This is a genomic window from Neoroseomonas soli, from assembly GCF_018129065.1.
Taxonomy (GTDB): Bacteria; Pseudomonadota; Alphaproteobacteria; order Acetobacterales; family Acetobacteraceae; genus Neoroseomonas; species Neoroseomonas soli.
Genome location: NZ_JAAEDM010000063.1, coordinates 13,880 through 30,482 on the forward strand (window position 1 = coordinate 13,880; position 16,603 = coordinate 30,482).

Here is a 16,603-nt window from a genome sequence, read left to right on the forward strand (position 1 = left end):
GGGGCCCATGCGCCACTTCCTGGACTTCGAAAAGCCGATCGCCGAACTGGAAGGCAAGATCGAGGAGCTGCGTCGGACCACCGACGCCGGCGGGATCGACGTTGCCGAGGAGGTCGGCCGCCTGCGCGACAAGGCGCAGTCCCTCCTGAAATCCACCTACGCCAAGCTCACGCCCTGGCAGAAGGCGCAGGTGGCCCGCCACCCGGACCGCCCGCACGCCAACGACTACATCGCCTCGCTGATCGAGGACTTCACGCCCCTCGCCGGCGATCGTGCCTATGCCGACGACCTCGCGGTGGTGGGCGGCATGGGCCGCTTCCGCGGCCGCGCTGTGATGGTGCTCGGCACCGAGCGCGGCAACGACACCGAAAGCCGCGTGAAGCACAATTTCGGCATGGCGCGGCCCGAGGGCTACCGGAAGGCGAAGCGCCTGATGGAACTGGCCGGGCGGTTCGGCCTGCCGATCCTGTCCTTCGTGGACACCGCCGGCGCCTTCCCCGGCATCGACGCCGAGGCCCGCGGCCAGGCCGAAGCGATCGCGCGGTCGATCGAGGCCGGGCTGGAAGCGCCCGTGCCCTTCATCGCCACCATCATCGGGGAAGGCGGTTCCGGCGGCGCCATCGCGCTCGCCGCCGCCGACCGGATCGTGATGCTCGAGCACGCGATCTATTCCGTGATCAGCCCCGAGGGCTGCGCCTCGATCCTGTGGCGCGACGCGGCGCAGGCCGCGACGGCGGCGGAAGCGCTGAAGCTGACGGCGGACGATCTGCTCCGGCTGAACCTCGTGGATGCGGTGGTGGCCGAACCCCTCGGCGGCGCGCATCGCGACGGGGAGGCGACCATTGCCGCGCTGGGCGACAAGATCGCCGAATTGCTGGCGCCGCTGGTGGAGATCGACGGGTCGACGCTGCGCGCAAGGCGGCGGGAGAAGTTCCTGGAGATGGGGCGCAGCGGGGTGATCTGACGCGCCCCGGGGGAGCGCAATCTCCCCCCGAGCCGAAGGCCGAAAGGCCTTTGGAAACCATGGGTTCCGATGGCCTTTCGGCCTTCGGCGGGAGGGGCCCCGGGAAGGGCAGAGCCCTCCCCGCAAGCTGCGAGGCCGCGTGACCGACTCCGACACCCACGCCCGCTTCATCCGCGCCTTTCCCGGCATCGCGCTCACCATCTTCCTCTCGGCGGTGGACCAGACCATCGTCGCGACCGCGCTGCCGGCCATCGCCGCCGACATGGGCGGGATCGAGCGCGTCTCCTGGATCCTCGTCGCCTATCTGGTCGCCGCGACCTGCGCCGCGCCGATCTTCGGGCTGCTCGGCGATGCCTTCGGGCGCAAGCGGATGCTCTTCGTGGCGCTGGCGATCTTCGGCGCCGGCTGCCTCGGCTGCGTGCTGGCGCCGAGCCTGCCTGTCCTGGTGGTCGCGCGCGTGGTGCAGGGCTTCGGCGGCGGCGCGCTGCTGACCCAGGCGCAGGCGCTGATCGGGGAGGCGCTGCCGCCGCGCGAACGCGGCCGCTACCAGGCGTGGATCGCCGGGTCCTTCGCCTTCGCCTCGGCCTTCGGGCCCGTCGCGGGCGGCTACCTGACGCAGATCTTCGGCTGGCGGTCGGTCTTCGTGACGTTGCTGCCGCTGGCGCTGCTTTGTGCCTGGCTGGCGAGGCGGCTGCCCCGCGTGGCGCCGTCGCGCGGCGGGGCGAAGCTGCATTTCGACTGGGCGGGGCTGGCGCTCTTCGCGGTGGCCGTGGCGGCGGCGCTGGTAGCGCTGGACCGGGCGCGGCGGTTCGACGTCGCGCTGATGCCGCTGGCGCTCGGCCTCGCGGTGCTGGCCGTCGTGGCGACGGCGCTGCTGCTGCGCACGGAACGGGCGGCGCGCGACCCCCTGCTGCCGCTGGCGATGTTCGCCGAGCCCTCGATCTGGCGGTGCTACCTGCTCTCGGCGCTGATCGTGGGCGCGCAGGTGGGGATGATCTCCTTCCTGCCGGTCTGGTTGCAGACGGTGCGCGGCCTGGCGCCGGGGCCGTCGGGGCTGATGCTGCTGGCGATGTCCCTCGGCGGGGCCTCGGGGGCGATGTTCTCCGGCCGGATGGTGGCGCGGACCGGCCATGCGATGCGCTGGCCGGCGGTCTTCCTGCCGGTGGGGAGCCTGCTCTGGGCCGTGGGCGCGGTGACGGCACCTGACCTGCCGCTCGCGGCCTTCGTGCCCCTGCTGGCGGTGGCGGGCTTCTGCTCGGGCACTTCCTTCCCGGTGGTGCAGGTGACGGTGCAGATGGCGGCGGGGCAGGCGAGGCTGGGCGCGGCCTCGGCCGGCGTCGCCTTCTCCCGCAACTTCGGTGCCGCGGTGGGCACGGCGCTGGTGGCGGCGGCGGTCTTCGCGGCGGTCAGCCTGGCCGGGGCAGGGGGCGCCTTCCAGCGGTTGGTCGCGGAGGGGCCTTCCTTCCTCGTCGCGCTGGGGCCGGAGGCTGCGGCGGCGCTGCGCGCGCAACTCGCCGAGGCGTTCCGGATGCTGTTCGTCGCCGCTTCGGTGCTCACGGCGGCCGGTGCGCTGCTCGCCTGGCGGGTGCCGCTGCGGCGGTTCTGATACGCGGCGTGCGGGGGGCGCCACCTTCGTGTGACTTGCGTGCGGGGCTCGGCAGCCGCCCACCCGCGCGCGCATGCTGCGAAGGAGGCACCATGGCCGCTGCACCCGTTCCCCACCCCGCCATGCTGCCGGTGCATGCGGGGCTGCACGCCGCCGCAGCGGCGATTCTGCACCTTAGCGGGGCGTAGGCGCCGCTTCCGCGTCCAGGCGCTTCAGGCGGAAGCCGAGGGCGACCAGGATCACGCCCATCACCAGCGCCTCGATCGCCACGATCCAGACCAGCGCCACCAGCCCCGGGCCGGGCCGGGCCAGAAGGATGGCGCCGAACAGCACGGTCACGGCGCCGAGCAGCCCGAGCAGCACATCCGCCGCGCGGAAGGCGAGGACGATTCTCGCCACCCCCACCGCGACCGCGAACCCACCTGCCATCAGCACGAAGAGGAAGAGCGACAGCCCCGGCGCCACCAGCAGCGCCACTGCCGCGGCAAGCGAGAGCAATCCGTCCAGCCAGGTCCAGGCCCCGTGCTCCCCCTTGCCGGCGATGGCCTGCCAGATGGTCGCGCCGCCTTCCACCGCGAGCCAGGCGGTGAGGAAGGCGAGCAGCGCGAAGATGCTGAGCCCCGGATTGAGCAAGGTGAGCACGCCGAACAGGATCGCCGCCGCGCCGCGCAGCACGAAGGCCCACCAGTGGCGGGCCATGCCGCGCAGGATGGTCACCTTCGCGTGGCCGGGCAGGCCGTGCGGGCTGTCGGTCATAGGGATGCGCTCCGCCGATGGGCGGACAGCCTAGGCTGGCCTGGCGGTGCCGGGGAAGCGTCGCGGGCGGTGGTGGAGCTGAGGGGAATCGAACCCCTGACCTCCTCATTGCGAACGAGGCGCTCTCCCAACTGAGCTACAGCCCCGACCCGCGCGAGGCGCGCTGAGTGCCCCAGCCTTGGCAGGAAGTCAACCCGCCTTCCGCGCCGCCTTGCCGGGGGAGGGGGCCGCCACTAGGTTCCCCGCACTTTGCGGGAGGGCCCATGCGCGCGCTGTTCTGGCTGCTGGACACGGCTATCAATCTCTACGTCTGGGCGTTGATCATCGCCGCGGTGCTGTCCCTGCTGCTCGCCTTCAACATCCTCGATTCGCGCAACCGGCTGGTCTGGTCGATCGCGGACTTCTTCTACCGCGTGACGGAACCGGTCCTGCGGCCGATCCGGCGGCGCCTGCCGAACTTCAACGGCGTGGACCTTTCGCCCCTCGTGCTGATCCTGCTGCTGCAGGCGCTGCGCATCCTGCTGGCCGAGATCCAGGTCGGGCTGCTGCGCAACGGCATCGGCTGGTGAGCTTCTGGCGGGCCGAGACCGATGCCGTGCTGGTCCGCGTGAAGGTGCAACCCAAGGCGCGGCGGCGCGGCCTCGGCGGGGTGAAGGCCGCGGCGGGCGGCCCGCGACTCGCCATCGCAGTCGCCGAGGCGCCCGAGGACGGCCGCGCCACCCGCGCCGCCTGCGAGGCTTTGGCCGAGGCGCTCGGCATCGCCGCTTCCGGCGTGACCTTGGCGCAGGGCGCCGCGTCCCGCGAAAAGACGCTCCGTGTGGCCGGCGACCCGGCCGTTCTCGTCCCGAAACTGGAGGCGCTGGCATGAGCGCACGCATTCTCGACGGCAAGGCGATCGCCGCGCGCATCCGCGCCGGGCTCGCCGAGCGCGTCGCCACATTGTCCTTCCGCCCCGGCCTGCGCGTCGTAAGGGTTGGGGAAGACCCGGCCTCCGGCGTCTATGTCCGCAACAAGGACAAGGCTGCCACGGCCGCGGGCTTCGATAGCGCCACCATCCACCTGCCGGCCGAGACGACCGAGGCGGACCTCCTCGCCACCATCGCCCGGCTGAATGCCGACCCGGCGGTGGACGGCATCCTGGTGCAATTGCCGTTGCCCGCGCATATCCGGACCGAGGCCGCCATCGCGGCGGTGGACCCGGCCAAGGACGTGGATGGCTTCCATCCGCTGAACGCCGGGCGCCTCGCCGCCGGCCAGCCCGGCCTGGTGCCCTGCACGCCGCGCGGCGTGATGCACATCCTCGCCGAATCCGGCGTCGCGCTGCGCGGGGCGCGGGCGGTGGTGCTCGGACGGTCGCAGATCGTCGGCCGGCCGATGGCGCAACTCCTGCTGGGCGCGGACTGCACCGTGACCATCGCCCATTCGCGCACCAGGGACCTCGCCGCCGAATGCCGCCGCGCCGAGATCCTGGTCGCCGCCGTCGGCCGGCCGGAGATGGTACGCGGCGACTGGATCGCCCCCGGCGCCGTGGTGGTCGATGTCGGCATCAACCGCCTGCCCGACGGGAAGCTGGTCGGCGATGTCGCCTTCGCCGAGGCCGCCGCCGTCGCCGGCGCCATCACCCCCGTGCCGGGCGGCGTCGGCCCGATGACCATCGCCTGCCTGCTCGAGAACACGCTCGACGCCGCCATCGCGCGGCGGGGTGCCGCGTGATCCTGCTGCGCATCCTGCAGGTGGTTGGCGTCGCCGGCATCCTCGCCTGCGCGCACCTCGCCTGGCAGGCCACGCCCTGGGGCGGGGAGGGCTGGGCCCGCGCCCGGCTGCTCTATGCCGGGGCGGGCGCCATCCCGGCGCTGGCGCTGCTCGGCATCGCCTCGCTCTGTGCCGCGCTGCGACGCCAGGCGCAGGAGATCGCGGCCCTGAAGGACACGCTGGCGCGGATCGAGAAGCGGCTGGGGGCGTGACCCCGGGCACGCTCGGCCTCGCCGCGCTGTTCGTCCTGGTCTGGGCATCCGCCTTCAACGCGGCGCGGATCGTCGCGCTGGAATGGCCGCCGATCACGGCTCTGGCGCTGCGCTTCGCCGTGGGCGTGCCATTGCTGGTCGCCGCCGCCTGGCTGCTGCGGGCGCGGCTGCCGGCGCGGGGCGACCTTCCGCGCATCGCCGCCATGGGCGCCTTCGGGATGGGTGGCTACCTCGCCTGCGCCTGGGCGGCCTCGGCGATGATCCCTTCGGGGCTGGTGGCGCTGCTGTCGGCGACGGCGCCGCTGTTCGTGGCGCTGGGGGAACGGCTGGTCTTCGGCAGGCGGCTGGCACCGCAGGCCTGGGCCGGGCTCGCGCTGGGCTGGGCCGGGGTGGCCACGCTCGGCCTGCCGCGCGCCGCTGCGGGGCTCGAGGCGGCGGCCATGGGCGGCATCGCCCTGGCGCTGGCCGGCGCGCTGTCCCAGGCGGGCGGCTTGCTGGCCTTCGCACCCGCCAGGGGGCGGCTCGATCCCTGGATGTCCAATCTCGGCCAGACGGCGGTGGCGGCCCTGGTGGTCACGCCGCTGGCCTTCGCGCTGGAGGCCTCGCCAGCGGCCGCACCCGGTTGGGTGGCCGTGGTGGCGCTCGCCTGGTCCGTCGTGGTCGTCGGGCTTGGCGGCTATGCGCTCTATTTCGTGCTGCTGCGGCGCATGCCGCCATCCTCCGCCGCCGCGCTGCAACTGCTGGCGCCGCCGGTCGCCGCCTTGCTCGGCTGGGCGATGCTGGGCGAGACGCTGCGCCTCACCGACCTCGCCGGCGGGGCGGTGACGCTGGCCGGGCTGACCCTGCTGCTGCGCGCGCCGCGCTGATCAGCCGGCCTGCATCGCCTCGGCCACCGCGCGGTCCGCGGGGTCCGCGCTGGCGGCAAGGCCGGCGACGACGCCCGCACGGTCGGCCTCGCTGCGGTTCTGGCTGAGCTTGCGCTTGCCGATCAGCGTCTCGATGCGCAGCACGATGCCGACGATGCCCTTGAGCTGCGCGGCGACGAAGGCCTCCGGCGCGTCGGTCACCGCCCAGGGCTCGGCGCGCGGGGCCTCCTGCCGGTCCGTCAGGCGGGAGACGATGGCGTGCAGCCGTTCCGCGTCCTCGATCACCTCGACCGGCCCGATCGCGTGCACGGCGACGTAGTTCCAGGTCGGCACCACGCGCTCGTGCTCCTGCTTGGACGGGTAGAGGGACGGGGACACATAGGCCTCCGGCCCGGTGAAGATCGCGCGCGCCATGCCGGCCGCGGCGAGGCCCTTCCAATGCGGGTTGGCCTTCGCGACATGGCCGTAGAGCGTGCCGTGCGGGCCCTCGTTCTCGTGCAGCGTCAGCGGCAGGTGGGTCGCCTCGGGCGCGCCGCCGTCCGGCGCGGCGGAGACGATCAGCGCCAGGCGCGCCGCGCGCATGATCTCCCGCAGAACCTCGGGGCGGTCCTCACGAAAGGCGGGCGGGTTGTACATGGCGCAATGTTCCTTTCGGGTGCAGGCTACGCGCCGGCGCGGCCGTTGCGGAAGCGGCGCGCGCGGCACGGGAGGCATGCGATGGACGAGGACCGCTTCAACATGGAACTGAGGAAGTTCCTCAAGCAGGTGGGCGTCACCTCGCAGCGCGAGGTCGAGCGCGTGGCCCGCGAGGGCGTAGGCCGCGTGAAGGTGCTGCGGCTGAAGATGACGCTCACCACGCCCGACGCGCCCGGCCTGAACCACATCGTCGAGACCGACATCGCGCTCGACTGAGGCGCCGGGTTCAGAGAGCGGCGTTCGTCGCCCGCAGGCGCCGGGCGAGTTCGTCCATCACGAACCAGACGAAATGCGGAACCTCTTCCACCGCATGGCGGAAGGTGCGCTCGTCGAGCACCGCCAGCTCGCAATCGATCGTCGCGATCGCATTGGTGCTGCGGGTGCGCCCGTCGATGAGGGAGACGATGCCGAGCGCATCGCCCTTCATGAGCGTCTCGATCGTCCGCCCTCGGCTCGCGATCTCCACCATGCCGTTGAGGACGACGTACATGTACCGGGCGGGATCGCCCTCGCGGAAGATGGTGTCGCCGGCCGCGTACGACTGCACGGTTCCGAGCGAACTCACGGTCTGGCACATGTCGACATCGGCGATGTTCGTTGCGGACATTTGAAGCCCTCCCATCCCGCCTGGCAGGGACGTCCCGATGGACCCCGGCCATGTCGCCCCCTGTAACCTTTGTCGCGAACGCAGGAGATTCAATACCGCAATGGCTGACCCGAACCTGATCCGGCTGACCGCCACCGAGGCGGTCGCCAGGCTTCGCGCGCGCGAGGTCTCGCCGCTCGAACTCATCGACGCCGCCGCCGCGCGCATCGCCGAGGTGGAACCCGCGGTGAACGCGCTGCCGACGCTCTGCCTGGACCGCGCGCGGGACCACGCCAAGGCGCTGATGCGCGGCGAAGGTCGCGCGGCGGAAGGCGAGGCGGGCTGGCTCGCCGGGCTGCCGGTGGCGATCAAGGACCTGACCGAGGTCGGCGGCGTGCGCACCACCTTCGGCAGCCCGATCTTCGCCGACCACGTGCCGGAACGCAGCCACCCGATCGTCGAGCGCATCGAGCGCAAGGGCGGCATCGTCATCGCGAAATCCAACACGCCCGAGTTCGGCGCCGGCGGATCGACCTTCAACGAGGTCTTCGGCCGCACGCGCAACCCGTGGAACACCTCGCTGACCTGCGGCGGATCGACGGGCGGCGGCGCGGTGGCGCTGGCGACGGGAGAGGTCTGGCTCGCGCACGGTTCGGACCATGGAGGGTCGCTGCGGCGGCCGGCGACCTACTGCTCGGTCGTCGGGCTGCGGCCTTCTCCGGGGCGCGTGACGCGCGGCGCGCAGGAGGACCTGTGGTCGCCGCTGTCGGTGCAGGGCCCGATGGCGCGCAACGTCGCGGACCTGGCGCTGTTCCTCGACACCATGGCGGGCTGGGACATCGACGACCCGATGACCTATGACGCGCCGGCGCGCTCCTACGCCGATGCCGTCGCGGCCGCCGAGGCTGAGAAGCCGCTGCGCATCGCCTTCACCGCCGATTTCGGCGGCACCCTGGCGATGGACCGCGAGATGGCGGCGATCTGCGCGAAGGAAGTCCGTCGCCTCGAGAGCCTCGGCATCGCCATCGAGGAGATGCACCCCGATCTCGGCGCGCTGAACGAGGCCTTCCTCGTGCTGCGCAGCCAGCATTTCGTGGTGGATCGCGAGGAGCTGCTCGCGACGCGGCGCGACAAGCTGAAGCCGGACATCATCTGGCAGACCGAGCGCGGGCTGGCCGAGACACCTTCGCGCCTCGCCTGGGCGGAGCACGAGCGCGCGCGCTTCTTCCGCGCCATGCGCGACATCTTCGCCCGCTGCGACGTGCTGGTGACGCCGGGTGCCTCCACGCCCGCCTTCGATGTGACGCTGCGCGCGCCGGAGAAGATCGGCGGGAAGGTGCTCGACAACTATATGGGCGGCTCGCTGATCAACGCCTTCGCGACTCTTGCCGGCTGCCCGGCGGTCGCGGTGCCGTGTGGCTTCGACCAGTATGGCAGGCCGGTCGGGCTGCAGGTGGTGGCACCCCCGCGGCAGGATGCGCGCGCCCTGCAGGTGGCCGCGCTGTTCGAGAGGCTGACCGGACTGGACCGGCTGCTGCCGCTCGATCCGCGCCCGGGGACCGTGCCGCCCTACGAGTGATACCGGCGGCCCCATATCCTGACCCGCGGCCTGCGAAGCGGGCCGCGGCAGCGAATGCGGCCCGTCGGCAGTCCGGCGAAGCCAGGCGGGCGGACGCGCGGCACCCGGCGCCTGAGGGCGAGAAGACACGCATGACAGCGGCCGATGACATTCATCGCTGTCATGAGGGGGGCGGGGGCCGCGGGTTGTCCGCGGCTTCGCGTCGCCCTCTGCCTCGCCTGCCGGCCGCAGCGCCCATGGCGGCCCCCGCGCCGAATCCACGACTTCCCAAGACTTCCTGAAGCCTGTCTCCAAGCCCCTCCGGCAGGGGCTGCGTAGGGTTCGACCACGTCCTCGGGGCGGGTCGGGCACCAAGCCACGGCACCATTCCCGGGACGCGACCGCCCATCGCAATCCGCCGCGCGGCCTCGGACGCCGCCCGGCCGACCCGAGGAGACAGGCCATGAACGCAGTCACCGGCACCGCCGAGATGGAAGCCCCCAAGACGAAGAAGGAGAAGCCGCCGCTCAACGGCGTGAACACGCCCGCGCTGCTCGCCACCATCGGCGTCGTCGCCGGCCAGCCGCAGCTCGCCAAGTTCCAGTTCCGCGCCCAGGGGCAGTGGAAGTCCGGCACGCACATGCAGGGCACCATGCTCGGCTTCGCCGGCGCGGGCGGGGAGCACGCGCACAAGTTCGCCACCGTGGCGCACAGCGACCATCCGGCCGTGCTCTGTGGTGAGGATGCGGGCCCGACGCCCACCGAGTGGATCCTGCACGGCCTCGCCGGCTGCTTGACCGCGGGCATCGCCAACATCGCCGCCGTGCGCGGCGTGAAGCTGCATTCGGTTGAGACCGAGATCGAGGCCGACATCGACCTGCAAGGGATCCTCGGCCTCTCCGACAAGGTGCGGAACGGCTTCAGCGATGTCCGCGTCAACTTCAAGGTCGCCGGCGACGCGCCGGCCGAGACGCTGAAGGCGATCGTCGCGCAGGCCAAGGCGCGTTCCGCCGTCTTCGACATCATGACCAACGGCGTGCCGGTCTCCGTTTTCGTGGAGGCCTGACCGCGCCCGGCCGGCGGCGTGCCCCCGCCGCCGGCCCTCCCGCCCAGCGGAGGACAGCATGCGGACCACCGACGCCATTATCATCGGCGCCGGCCAGGCCGGGCTTGCCATGAGCCACTGCCTGGCCGCGCACGGCATCGACCACGTGGTCCTGGAACGCGGCCGCGTCGCCGAGCGCTGGCGCAGCGAGCGCTGGGACAGCCTCCGCCTGCTCACCCCGAACTGGATGAGCCGCCTGCCCGGCTGGTCCTATCGCGGCGACGACCCCGATGGCTTCATGACCATGCCCGAGGTGGTCGCGCATCTCGAAGGCTACGCGGCCGCGGCACCCGTCGAGTCCGGCGTCGCCGTCCATGCGCTGCATCCCGCGCTCTTCGGCTACCGGCTGGAGACCTCGGCCGGCACCTTCGCCGCGCGTGCCGTCGTCATCGCCACCGGGCAGTGCGACCTGCCGCACATCCCCGCCATGGCCGCCGCGCTGCCGAAGGCGATCCGCCAGGTGACGCCTTCCTGCTACCGCAACCCTGGGCGGCTGCCGCCGGGCGGCGTGCTGGTGGTCGGCGCCTCCGCCTCCGGCGTGCAGATCGCGGAGGAGATCCATCGCTCCGGCCGCCCGGTGACGCTCGCCGTCGGCCGCCACACGCGGCTGCCGCGGCGCTGGCGGGGACGCGACATCCTCGACTGGATGCAGCGCGCCGGCGTGCTCGAGGAACGCGCGGAGCAGGTTCGCGATCTCGCCGCCGCGCGGGCGCAACCTTCGCTCCAGTTGATCGGACGCCATGCGAGCCTCGACCTCGGCACGCTGCGCGCCATCGGCGTGCGGGTCGCAGGGCGCTTGGAGGCGATCGCGGGTGCGCGCGTGACGCTGCGCGACGACCTCGCCGAGACGACCGAGGCGGCGCAGCGCACGCTGGACCGGCTGCTCGCGCGCCTCGGCGCCGTCGCCGATGCGGAAGGCGCGCCGGATGAGCCGCACCCGCCGCCGCTCGCGCCCTTCGCGTCCTCGCTACGCGGGATCGACCTGGCGGCGGATGGCATCCGCACCGTGCTCTGGGCCACCGGCTTCCGGCGCAACTACGCCTGGCTGCGCCTGCCGGTGCTCGATGCCGCGGGGGAGATCCGCCACCAGGGCGGCGTCACGCCGATGCCCGGGCTCTACGTGCTCGGCCTGCGCTTCCTGCGCCGGCGCAACTCGAACTTCCTCGACGGCGTCGGCGCCGATGCCGAGGCGCTGGCCGCCGAACTCCACGCCCACCTCGCCACGCAACGCCGCGCCGCGGCCTGACGGAAGGAAGCCTGCCATGAAGCCGATGGAACGCTTCGATGCCCTGGTCGTCGGCGCGCGCTGCGCCGGCGCCGCCGCCGCGATGCTGATGGCGCGGCATGGGATGCGCGTGCTCGCGGTCGATCGCGGCGGCTACGGGACGGACACGCTCTCGACGCACGCGCTGATGCGCGGCGGGGTGATGCTGCTCGCGCGCTGGGGCCTGCTGCCGCGCCTCGTCGAGGCCGGTACGCCGCCGATCCGCCGCACCACCTTCCACTATGGCGAGGAAGCCATCGCCGTGGACCTCCGCCCCGGCGACGGGGTGGATGCGCTCTACGCGCCGCGCCGGACGCTGCTCGACAGCGTGCTGGTGGATGCCGCCTGGGAAGCGGGCGCCGAGGTGCGCCACCACCACACGGTCACCTCGCTGCTGCACGATGACGGTGGCCGCGTCACCGGCGCGGTCGTGGTGGATGAGGTAGGGCGGGAGCACGCGATCGCCGCCGGGCTCGTGGTCGGCGCGGACGGCATCGGCTCCACCGTCGCGAGGCTGGCTGGCGCGCCGGTGGTCGAGCAGGCGCACCACGCCGCCACTGTCCTGTATGGCTACCTTCCGGGCCTCGCGGACACCGGCACGCATTGGCATTACGCGGTCGGCGCAAGTGCGGGGCGCATCCCGACCAATGCCGGGCGGCATTGCGTCTTCGCCTCCGTCCCGCCCGAACGCTTCCGCGCCGAGATGCGCGGCGACCGCCTGGCGGCGCTGCTGCGCGTGCTGCAGGAGGTCTCGCCGGAGTTGGCGGAGGAGGTCGCCGCCACCGCGCCCGATGGCGAGCTGATGGCCTTCGCCGGTCGGAAGGGCTTCCTGCGCCAGCCCACCGGGCCCGGCTGGGCGCTGATCGGGGATGCCGGTTACTTCAAGGACCCGATCACCGCGCATGGCATCACCGACGCGCTGCGCGACGCCGCCCTGCTGGCCGAGGCCGCGGGCGAAGGCACCCAGGCCGCCTTCACCCGCTTCGCCACGCGGCGGGACGATCTCTCGCTTCCGCTTTTCCACGTCACCGACGAGATCGCCGGCTATGCTTGGACGCTGGAGGAGGCCAAGGCGATGCACCTCAGGCTCAATGCGGCGATGAAGCGCGAAGTGGCGGCGCTCACGGCGGAGGCGGTGCGATGAGCGACCCCTGGTCCCGCACCCTCGCCGGGCGCCCGCGACAGGGGCAGGCGGCCGAGCGCACGCGCCGCACCTCCATGGCCGATGTCGAGGCCTTCACCGCCATCACCGGCGACCGCAATCCGCTGCACTATGACGCGGCGCTCGCGGCGGCATCCCCCTTCGGCGGGCTGATCGTGCAGGGCGGCGTCACCTCCGGCCTGCTCAACGCCGTGGTGGCGGAGAACCTTCCCGGTCCGGGCACCGTCTTCCTTGGCGTCGAATGGCGCTTCGTGAAGGCGGTGCGCGTGGGCGAGGAGATCACCGCGCGCGTTGAGGTCACCTCGGTGCGCGACGACAAGCCGATCTGCACGCTGGCCACCACCGTGCGCAACGCGGCGGGCGAGGACTGCCTGACCGGCACCGCCGTGACCTGGACCGCGCCCTTGCGCCCGCAGGGCTGATCGCGGGGAAATCTCCACGCCGCCGCAAGGTGGTCTCCAAGCATCGCGCCGCGGCGCGGCGGAGACTGCGGCAACCCCGGCCATTCCGGCCGGGGCCGCAGAGAGGAGATCCGCCATGACCGTCTTCACCGCCGAGAAGCTGCCGGGCGGCCGCCGGAGCGGCCCCGAATGGTTCCGCCATATCGCCGGCAACGCCCTCGCGGCGCGGAATGCGAAGCGCGCACCGCTGTCCTGGAAGGACGAACTCGCGCGCCTCTACCCGCCGTCCTGAACTTCCGTCCCGGCAGGCGTGCCGTCCCCGAGGCCCGCCTGCCGCAGCCCTTCGAGGCACATCTCGACCAGCGCTTCATCCGCGCAGAAGAAGAAATCGGATCGCGCGGTGTCGAGCGTGTAGCCCGGCTCCTTTTCCAGCAGCCTGGCCAGGGCGCGGCGCGCCTCCTCGATCCGCCCAGTGAGGCCGAGCGCCGCGACGAGCATCAGATGCGGCCAGGCCTTGGCATTCGACACCCGCGTTGCGCGGCGCGCGTATTCCACCGCCTCGGGGAATTCGCGCAGGTAGATGTGGGCGAGCGCGCGCGCGGCGTGGAAACTCGACAGATGCGGGTCGCGCGGGCTGAGTTCCGTGGCGCGCTCGATCTGCGCCATGCCCTCCCGCGGCCGGCCACTCCAGACCAGGGTGCAACCGAGCGCGAAGTACGCCTGCGCGAAGCTCGGGTTCAGCGCGACGGATTGCTCGAGCAGCGCGATCGCTTCCTCGTAGTCGTGGCGGAAGGCGTGGACGCGGCCGAGGACGCAGAGGTTCATGCAGTCCTGGCTGTCGAGCGATACCGCGCTGCGGCTCAGGCGCAGGGCCTCGTCGAGCAGCGCCTCGCGTCCCTCCCGCTCGCTCACCACCGTCTCCTGCAGCAGCACGTAGGCGAGCGCGCCATGGGCGCGGGCGAAGCCGGGGTCGAGTTCGACGGCGCGGCGGAACATCGCCTCCGCTTCCTTGATGCTGGGCTCGGTGAAGCCCCAGAGGTGGAAGAGCCCGCGCTGATAGCAATCCCAGGCGCCGAGATTGGTCGGCGGGCGGCGCACGGCCGCCTCGCGTTCGAGCCGCGCGAGTTCGGGTTCGATGGCGGCCGCGATCTGCTCCGCCATGGCACGCTGCACGTCGAGCACATCCGCGAGCGCGAAGTCGTAGGTTTCCGACCAGAGCTGCGTGGCGGTCTCCGCGCTGACCAGGTCGGCGGAGAGCCGCACGCGGTCGCCGCGCTTGGCGACGCTGCCATGCACCAGGTAGCGCACGCCGAAGGCCGTGCCGATCTCGCGTGCATCCACGTCCTTGCCGCGGAAGGCGACGGCGGTGTGGCGGCTCAGCACATCCATCCAGCGGTGCCGCGCGAGCAGGCGGATCACGTCCTCCGTCAACCCGTAGCTGAAATAGTCGGTGTCCGGTTCCGAAGAGAGGTTGGTGAAGGGCAGCACGACCACGGAGGGCCGGCTCGACGGGTCGGGCCGGGGGGCCTCCGCAGCCACCGGCGCGCGGGATTCCTGTGCCTCCTCGTCGGGTTCCTCGGTGACTTCGCCGACGAAGCGGAAGCCGCGCTTGTGGATGGTCTTGATGAGCGACTGGCGCTCGCCGTCGTCGCCGACCGCCTTGCGCGCGGCGTTGATGCGGCTGCTGAGCGCGGCCTCGGAAACGATGCGGCCGTTCCATACGACGTCAAGCAACTCGTCCTTGCTGACGACGCGGTCGCGATTGCGGACGAGGTGCAGCAACAGGTCGAAGACCTGCGGCTCGACATGCACGCGAATGCCGTCGCGCCGCAGTTCCTGTCGGCGCAGATCCACCTCGTGCCCGGAAAAGGCGAGGGGCATCGATATCCTCTCCGGTAATGTGAGGTCCCATGCGGGGCCGCTCACGGCGCCATGCGCCGCGAGAGCAGGTATATCGGTCCGCCGGCCGCGCTGCTCAACCTTTCGGACGGCCGTTCGCGGCGAGGTGTGATCTCCCGCAGATCTCCATGCATCGGCCAGCTTTCCGCCAAGCGCGTGCGCCTGCGCGGCGGCATTGTCCACGGGCCGCGGCGATGGCGCCGGCTGGAGCGGTCTCCGTTCGCCTCAGCTCACGGGTACCGCTCCAGGCCATTGTTTCTGCGAGCATCTTCACCCGATCGGGCGATTCCACCTGATCGGGATCTGCTCAAAGCAAGGAGATCCGACCATGCCCACCATCGGCACCCTGTTGGTCCGGCTCGCGGAACGGCATGAGCGTGCTCGCGACCGGCGGCTGCTGGTCGATATGGATGCGCGGGTGTTGAGAGATATCGGCCTCGGCCGCGAGGAGGTCGTGGCCGAGGCATCCAGGTTCTGGTGGCGCGTCTGACGCCTGGGGGCGGTGCGGTGTCGCGGGGGCGCGCCCGGCGTCCGGCCGCGCGCGCTCCCGCCGGGCGGCTATTGCGGCTGGATCCCGGCCGCCCGGGCCGCGGCCCCCCACTTCTCCATCTCCGCCTGGACGAAGCTGCGCATCTCATCCGGGGAGTTCGACACGATCTCCGCCCCGAGCGTCTTGTGCCGATCGACCACGGTTGGGTTCCGCAGCGCCGCGCGGATGTCGGTGTTGAGCTTCGCCAGCACGGCGGGCGGCAGGTTGGCCGGCGCGATCACCATGCCCCAGGTCGATGCCTCGAAGCCCGGCAGCGTCTCGCCGATCGTCGGCACGTCGGGGAGTTGCGCGCTGCGCCGCGCGCCCGTCGTCGCCAGCGCCTTGAGCGCACCGGACTGGATGTGCGGCAGCGCGGCGGGGACGGTGTCGAACATGATGTTCACGCGGTTGGCGATCAGGTCCGGATGCGCCTGTGTGCTGCCGCGATAGGGCACGTATTCCAGCGTGATGCCCGTGCGCTGCGCGAAGAGCACCGGCGCCAGCCGCACCACGCCGCCCGTGCCCGCGAAGGTCACGCCCGGGTTGCGCTTCGCGTGGTCCACGAGCTCCGCCGCCGTGTTCGGCGCGAAGGCGCGCGGCGCGCAGAGCACCAGCGGCGTAGCCGTCGTCTGCGTCACGAAGGTGAAGTCGCGCATCGTGTCGAAGGGCAGCCGGTAGAAGGCCGCATTGACCGGATGCCCGACCGAGACGAGCCCGAGCGTGTAGCCATCCGCCGGGCTGCGCGCGACGACCTCGGTGCCGATCACGCCGTCGGCGCCGGCGCGGTTCTCCACCGGCACCGGCTGGCCCCAGGCGGCGGCCAGCGGGTCGGCGATCAGGCGCGCGGTGATGTCGGAGACGCCGCCTGGCGTGTAGGGGACGACGATGCGGACCGCGCGGTTCGGGAATGCCGCCTGCGCGGCGGCGCTGCGGCCGGTGAGAAGCCCGGGCGCGGCAAGGGCCGCGGCGCCGAGGGCGCGACGGGTGATGGTCATGGCGTCTTCCTTCTCCCTCCGGAGCTCTGCGGCCCGGCGGCGCCATCCTGGCGGGAATTCCGCCCGGGCGGGAAGTGACGTAAAGCCGGGCGCATGAAGATCCTCGCCATCGAGGGCGCGCTCGCCCGCTGTTCCGCCGCCGTGCTGGCGGATGGCCGCGTGGTTGCGGCCGAGGAAGCGGAGGCCCCGCGCGGCCACCCGTCGCTGCTGCCGCCCATGGCCGCGGCGGTGCTGGCGCGCGCCGGCCTGGCG

At 72.5% G+C, this 16,603-nt stretch carries 20 protein-coding genes and 1 tRNA gene; 15 read left to right on the plus strand and 6 right to left on the minus strand.

Annotation, left to right across the window (positions count from 1 at the left end):
* The first annotated feature begins 7 nt into the window (after nt 1-7).
* Nucleotides 8-964: an acetyl-CoA carboxylase carboxyltransferase subunit alpha gene (locus GXW76_RS18795; protein ID WP_211863635.1), complete on the plus strand. Its 957-nt coding sequence runs from the start codon at nt 8-10 to the stop codon at nt 962-964.
* 139 nt (nt 965-1,103) lie between these two features.
* Nucleotides 1,104-2,570, plus strand: coding sequence for an MFS transporter (locus tag GXW76_RS18800; protein WP_211863636.1), 1,467 nt, complete (start codon nt 1,104-1,106; stop codon nt 2,568-2,570).
* A gap of 174 nt (nt 2,571-2,744) precedes the next feature.
* On the opposite strand, the gene GXW76_RS18805 is transcribed toward GXW76_RS18800, so the two are convergent.
* Nucleotides 2,745-3,326 carry an HdeD family acid-resistance protein gene (locus GXW76_RS18805; RefSeq protein ID WP_211863637.1) on the minus strand — a complete coding sequence of 194 codons (582 nt, stop codon included), beginning with the start codon at nt 3,324-3,326 and terminating at the stop codon, nt 2,745-2,747.
* Nucleotides 3,327-3,396: 70 nt separating this feature from the next.
* Nucleotides 3,397-3,472, minus strand: a tRNA-Ala gene (locus tag GXW76_RS18810).
* Between the two features lie 117 nt (nt 3,473-3,589).
* Between GXW76_RS18810 and GXW76_RS18815 the strand changes: the two genes are divergently transcribed.
* Genes GXW76_RS18815 through GXW76_RS18835 form a run of 5 tightly spaced genes read left to right on the plus strand, consistent with a single transcriptional unit; the run spans nt 3,590 to nt 6,156 of the window.
* Entirely contained in the window at nt 3,590-3,895 is a 306-nt protein-coding gene (locus GXW76_RS18815; protein ID WP_211863638.1) for a YggT family protein, read from the plus strand.
* The gene (locus GXW76_RS18820) at nt 3,892-4,194 is read left to right on the plus strand and encodes a DUF167 domain-containing protein (RefSeq protein WP_338150997.1); all 303 of its coding nucleotides are present in this window, start codon (nt 3,892-3,894) and stop codon (nt 4,192-4,194) included. Before GXW76_RS18815 ends, GXW76_RS18820 begins: the two co-directional genes overlap by 4 nt.
* Nucleotides 4,191-5,039, plus strand: coding sequence for a bifunctional methylenetetrahydrofolate dehydrogenase/methenyltetrahydrofolate cyclohydrolase FolD (gene folD / locus GXW76_RS18825; RefSeq protein WP_211863639.1), 849 nt, complete (start codon nt 4,191-4,193; stop codon nt 5,037-5,039). The genes GXW76_RS18820 and folD overlap by 4 nt, the downstream gene beginning before the upstream one ends.
* On the plus strand, nt 5,036-5,290 hold the full coding sequence (locus tag GXW76_RS18830) for a hypothetical protein (RefSeq protein ID WP_211863640.1): 255 nt from the start codon (nt 5,036-5,038) through the stop codon (nt 5,288-5,290). The genes folD and GXW76_RS18830 overlap by 4 nt, the downstream gene beginning before the upstream one ends.
* A complete protein-coding gene (locus GXW76_RS18835) occupies nt 5,287-6,156 on the plus strand; it encodes a DMT family transporter (RefSeq protein WP_211863641.1) in 870 nt (289 codons plus the stop codon). The genes GXW76_RS18830 and GXW76_RS18835 overlap by 4 nt, the downstream gene beginning before the upstream one ends.
* Here the strand turns inward: GXW76_RS18835 and GXW76_RS18840 are convergent, their stop codons facing one another.
* Nucleotides 6,157-6,792, minus strand: a complete 636-nt coding sequence (locus GXW76_RS18840; protein ID WP_211863642.1) for an FMN-binding negative transcriptional regulator — start codon at nt 6,790-6,792, stop codon at nt 6,157-6,159. It lies immediately after the preceding gene.
* Nucleotides 6,793-6,873: 81 nt separating this feature from the next.
* Here GXW76_RS18840 and GXW76_RS18845 point away from each other — a divergent pair, with 81 nt between their 5' ends.
* Nucleotides 6,874-7,068 (plus strand): DUF6494 family protein, encoded by a 195-nt coding sequence (locus GXW76_RS18845; RefSeq protein ID WP_211863643.1) that lies wholly within the window; start codon nt 6,874-6,876, stop codon nt 7,066-7,068.
* Nucleotides 7,069-7,078: 10 nt separating this feature from the next.
* Here the strand turns inward: GXW76_RS18845 and GXW76_RS18850 are convergent, their stop codons facing one another.
* Nucleotides 7,079-7,459 (minus strand): Crp/Fnr family transcriptional regulator, encoded by a 381-nt coding sequence (locus GXW76_RS18850; protein WP_211863644.1) that lies wholly within the window; start codon nt 7,457-7,459, stop codon nt 7,079-7,081.
* 100 nt (nt 7,460-7,559) lie between these two features.
* Between GXW76_RS18850 and GXW76_RS18855 the strand changes: the two genes are divergently transcribed.
* The 6 genes from GXW76_RS18855 to GXW76_RS18880 all read left to right on the plus strand — a co-directional run bounded on the left by GXW76_RS18855 (nt 7,560) and on the right by GXW76_RS18880 (nt 13,220).
* Complete coding sequence (locus GXW76_RS18855) at nt 7,560-9,017, plus strand: amidase (protein WP_211863645.1); 1,458 nt, start codon at nt 7,560-7,562, stop codon at nt 9,015-9,017.
* A gap of 442 nt (nt 9,018-9,459) precedes the next feature.
* On the plus strand, nt 9,460-10,062 hold the full coding sequence (locus GXW76_RS18860; RefSeq protein ID WP_211863646.1) for an OsmC family protein: 603 nt from the start codon (nt 9,460-9,462) through the stop codon (nt 10,060-10,062).
* A gap of 58 nt (nt 10,063-10,120) precedes the next feature.
* On the plus strand, nt 10,121-11,347 hold the full coding sequence (locus GXW76_RS18865) for an NAD(P)-binding domain-containing protein (protein WP_211863647.1): 1,227 nt from the start codon (nt 10,121-10,123) through the stop codon (nt 11,345-11,347).
* A gap of 16 nt (nt 11,348-11,363) precedes the next feature.
* Nucleotides 11,364-12,509: an NAD(P)/FAD-dependent oxidoreductase gene (locus GXW76_RS18870; RefSeq protein ID WP_211863648.1), complete on the plus strand. Its 1,146-nt coding sequence runs from the start codon at nt 11,364-11,366 to the stop codon at nt 12,507-12,509.
* Nucleotides 12,506-12,949, plus strand: coding sequence for a MaoC family dehydratase (locus GXW76_RS18875; protein ID WP_211863649.1), 444 nt, complete (start codon nt 12,506-12,508; stop codon nt 12,947-12,949). Before GXW76_RS18870 ends, GXW76_RS18875 begins: the two co-directional genes overlap by 4 nt.
* Nucleotides 12,950-13,064: 115 nt before the next feature.
* Nucleotides 13,065-13,220: a hypothetical protein gene (locus GXW76_RS18880; protein WP_211863650.1), complete on the plus strand. Its 156-nt coding sequence runs from the start codon at nt 13,065-13,067 to the stop codon at nt 13,218-13,220.
* Here the strand turns inward: GXW76_RS18880 and GXW76_RS18885 are convergent.
* Complete coding sequence (locus GXW76_RS18885; RefSeq protein ID WP_211863651.1) at nt 13,205-14,809, minus strand: tetratricopeptide repeat protein; 1,605 nt, start codon at nt 14,807-14,809, stop codon at nt 13,205-13,207. The genes GXW76_RS18880 and GXW76_RS18885 overlap by 16 nt on opposite strands.
* Nucleotides 14,810-15,155: 346 nt before the next feature.
* On the opposite strand from GXW76_RS18885, the gene GXW76_RS18890 reads away from it, so the two are divergent.
* The gene (locus GXW76_RS18890; protein WP_211863652.1) at nt 15,156-15,317 is read left to right on the plus strand and encodes a DUF1127 domain-containing protein; all 162 of its coding nucleotides are present in this window, start codon (nt 15,156-15,158) and stop codon (nt 15,315-15,317) included.
* A 68-nt stretch (nt 15,318-15,385) separates the two neighbouring features.
* Here GXW76_RS18890 and GXW76_RS18895 read toward each other — a convergent pair whose 3' ends face one another.
* Nucleotides 15,386-16,351 (minus strand): tripartite tricarboxylate transporter substrate binding protein, encoded by a 966-nt coding sequence (locus GXW76_RS18895; RefSeq protein WP_211863653.1) that lies wholly within the window; start codon nt 16,349-16,351, stop codon nt 15,386-15,388.
* Nucleotides 16,352-16,603 lie beyond the last annotated feature (252 nt).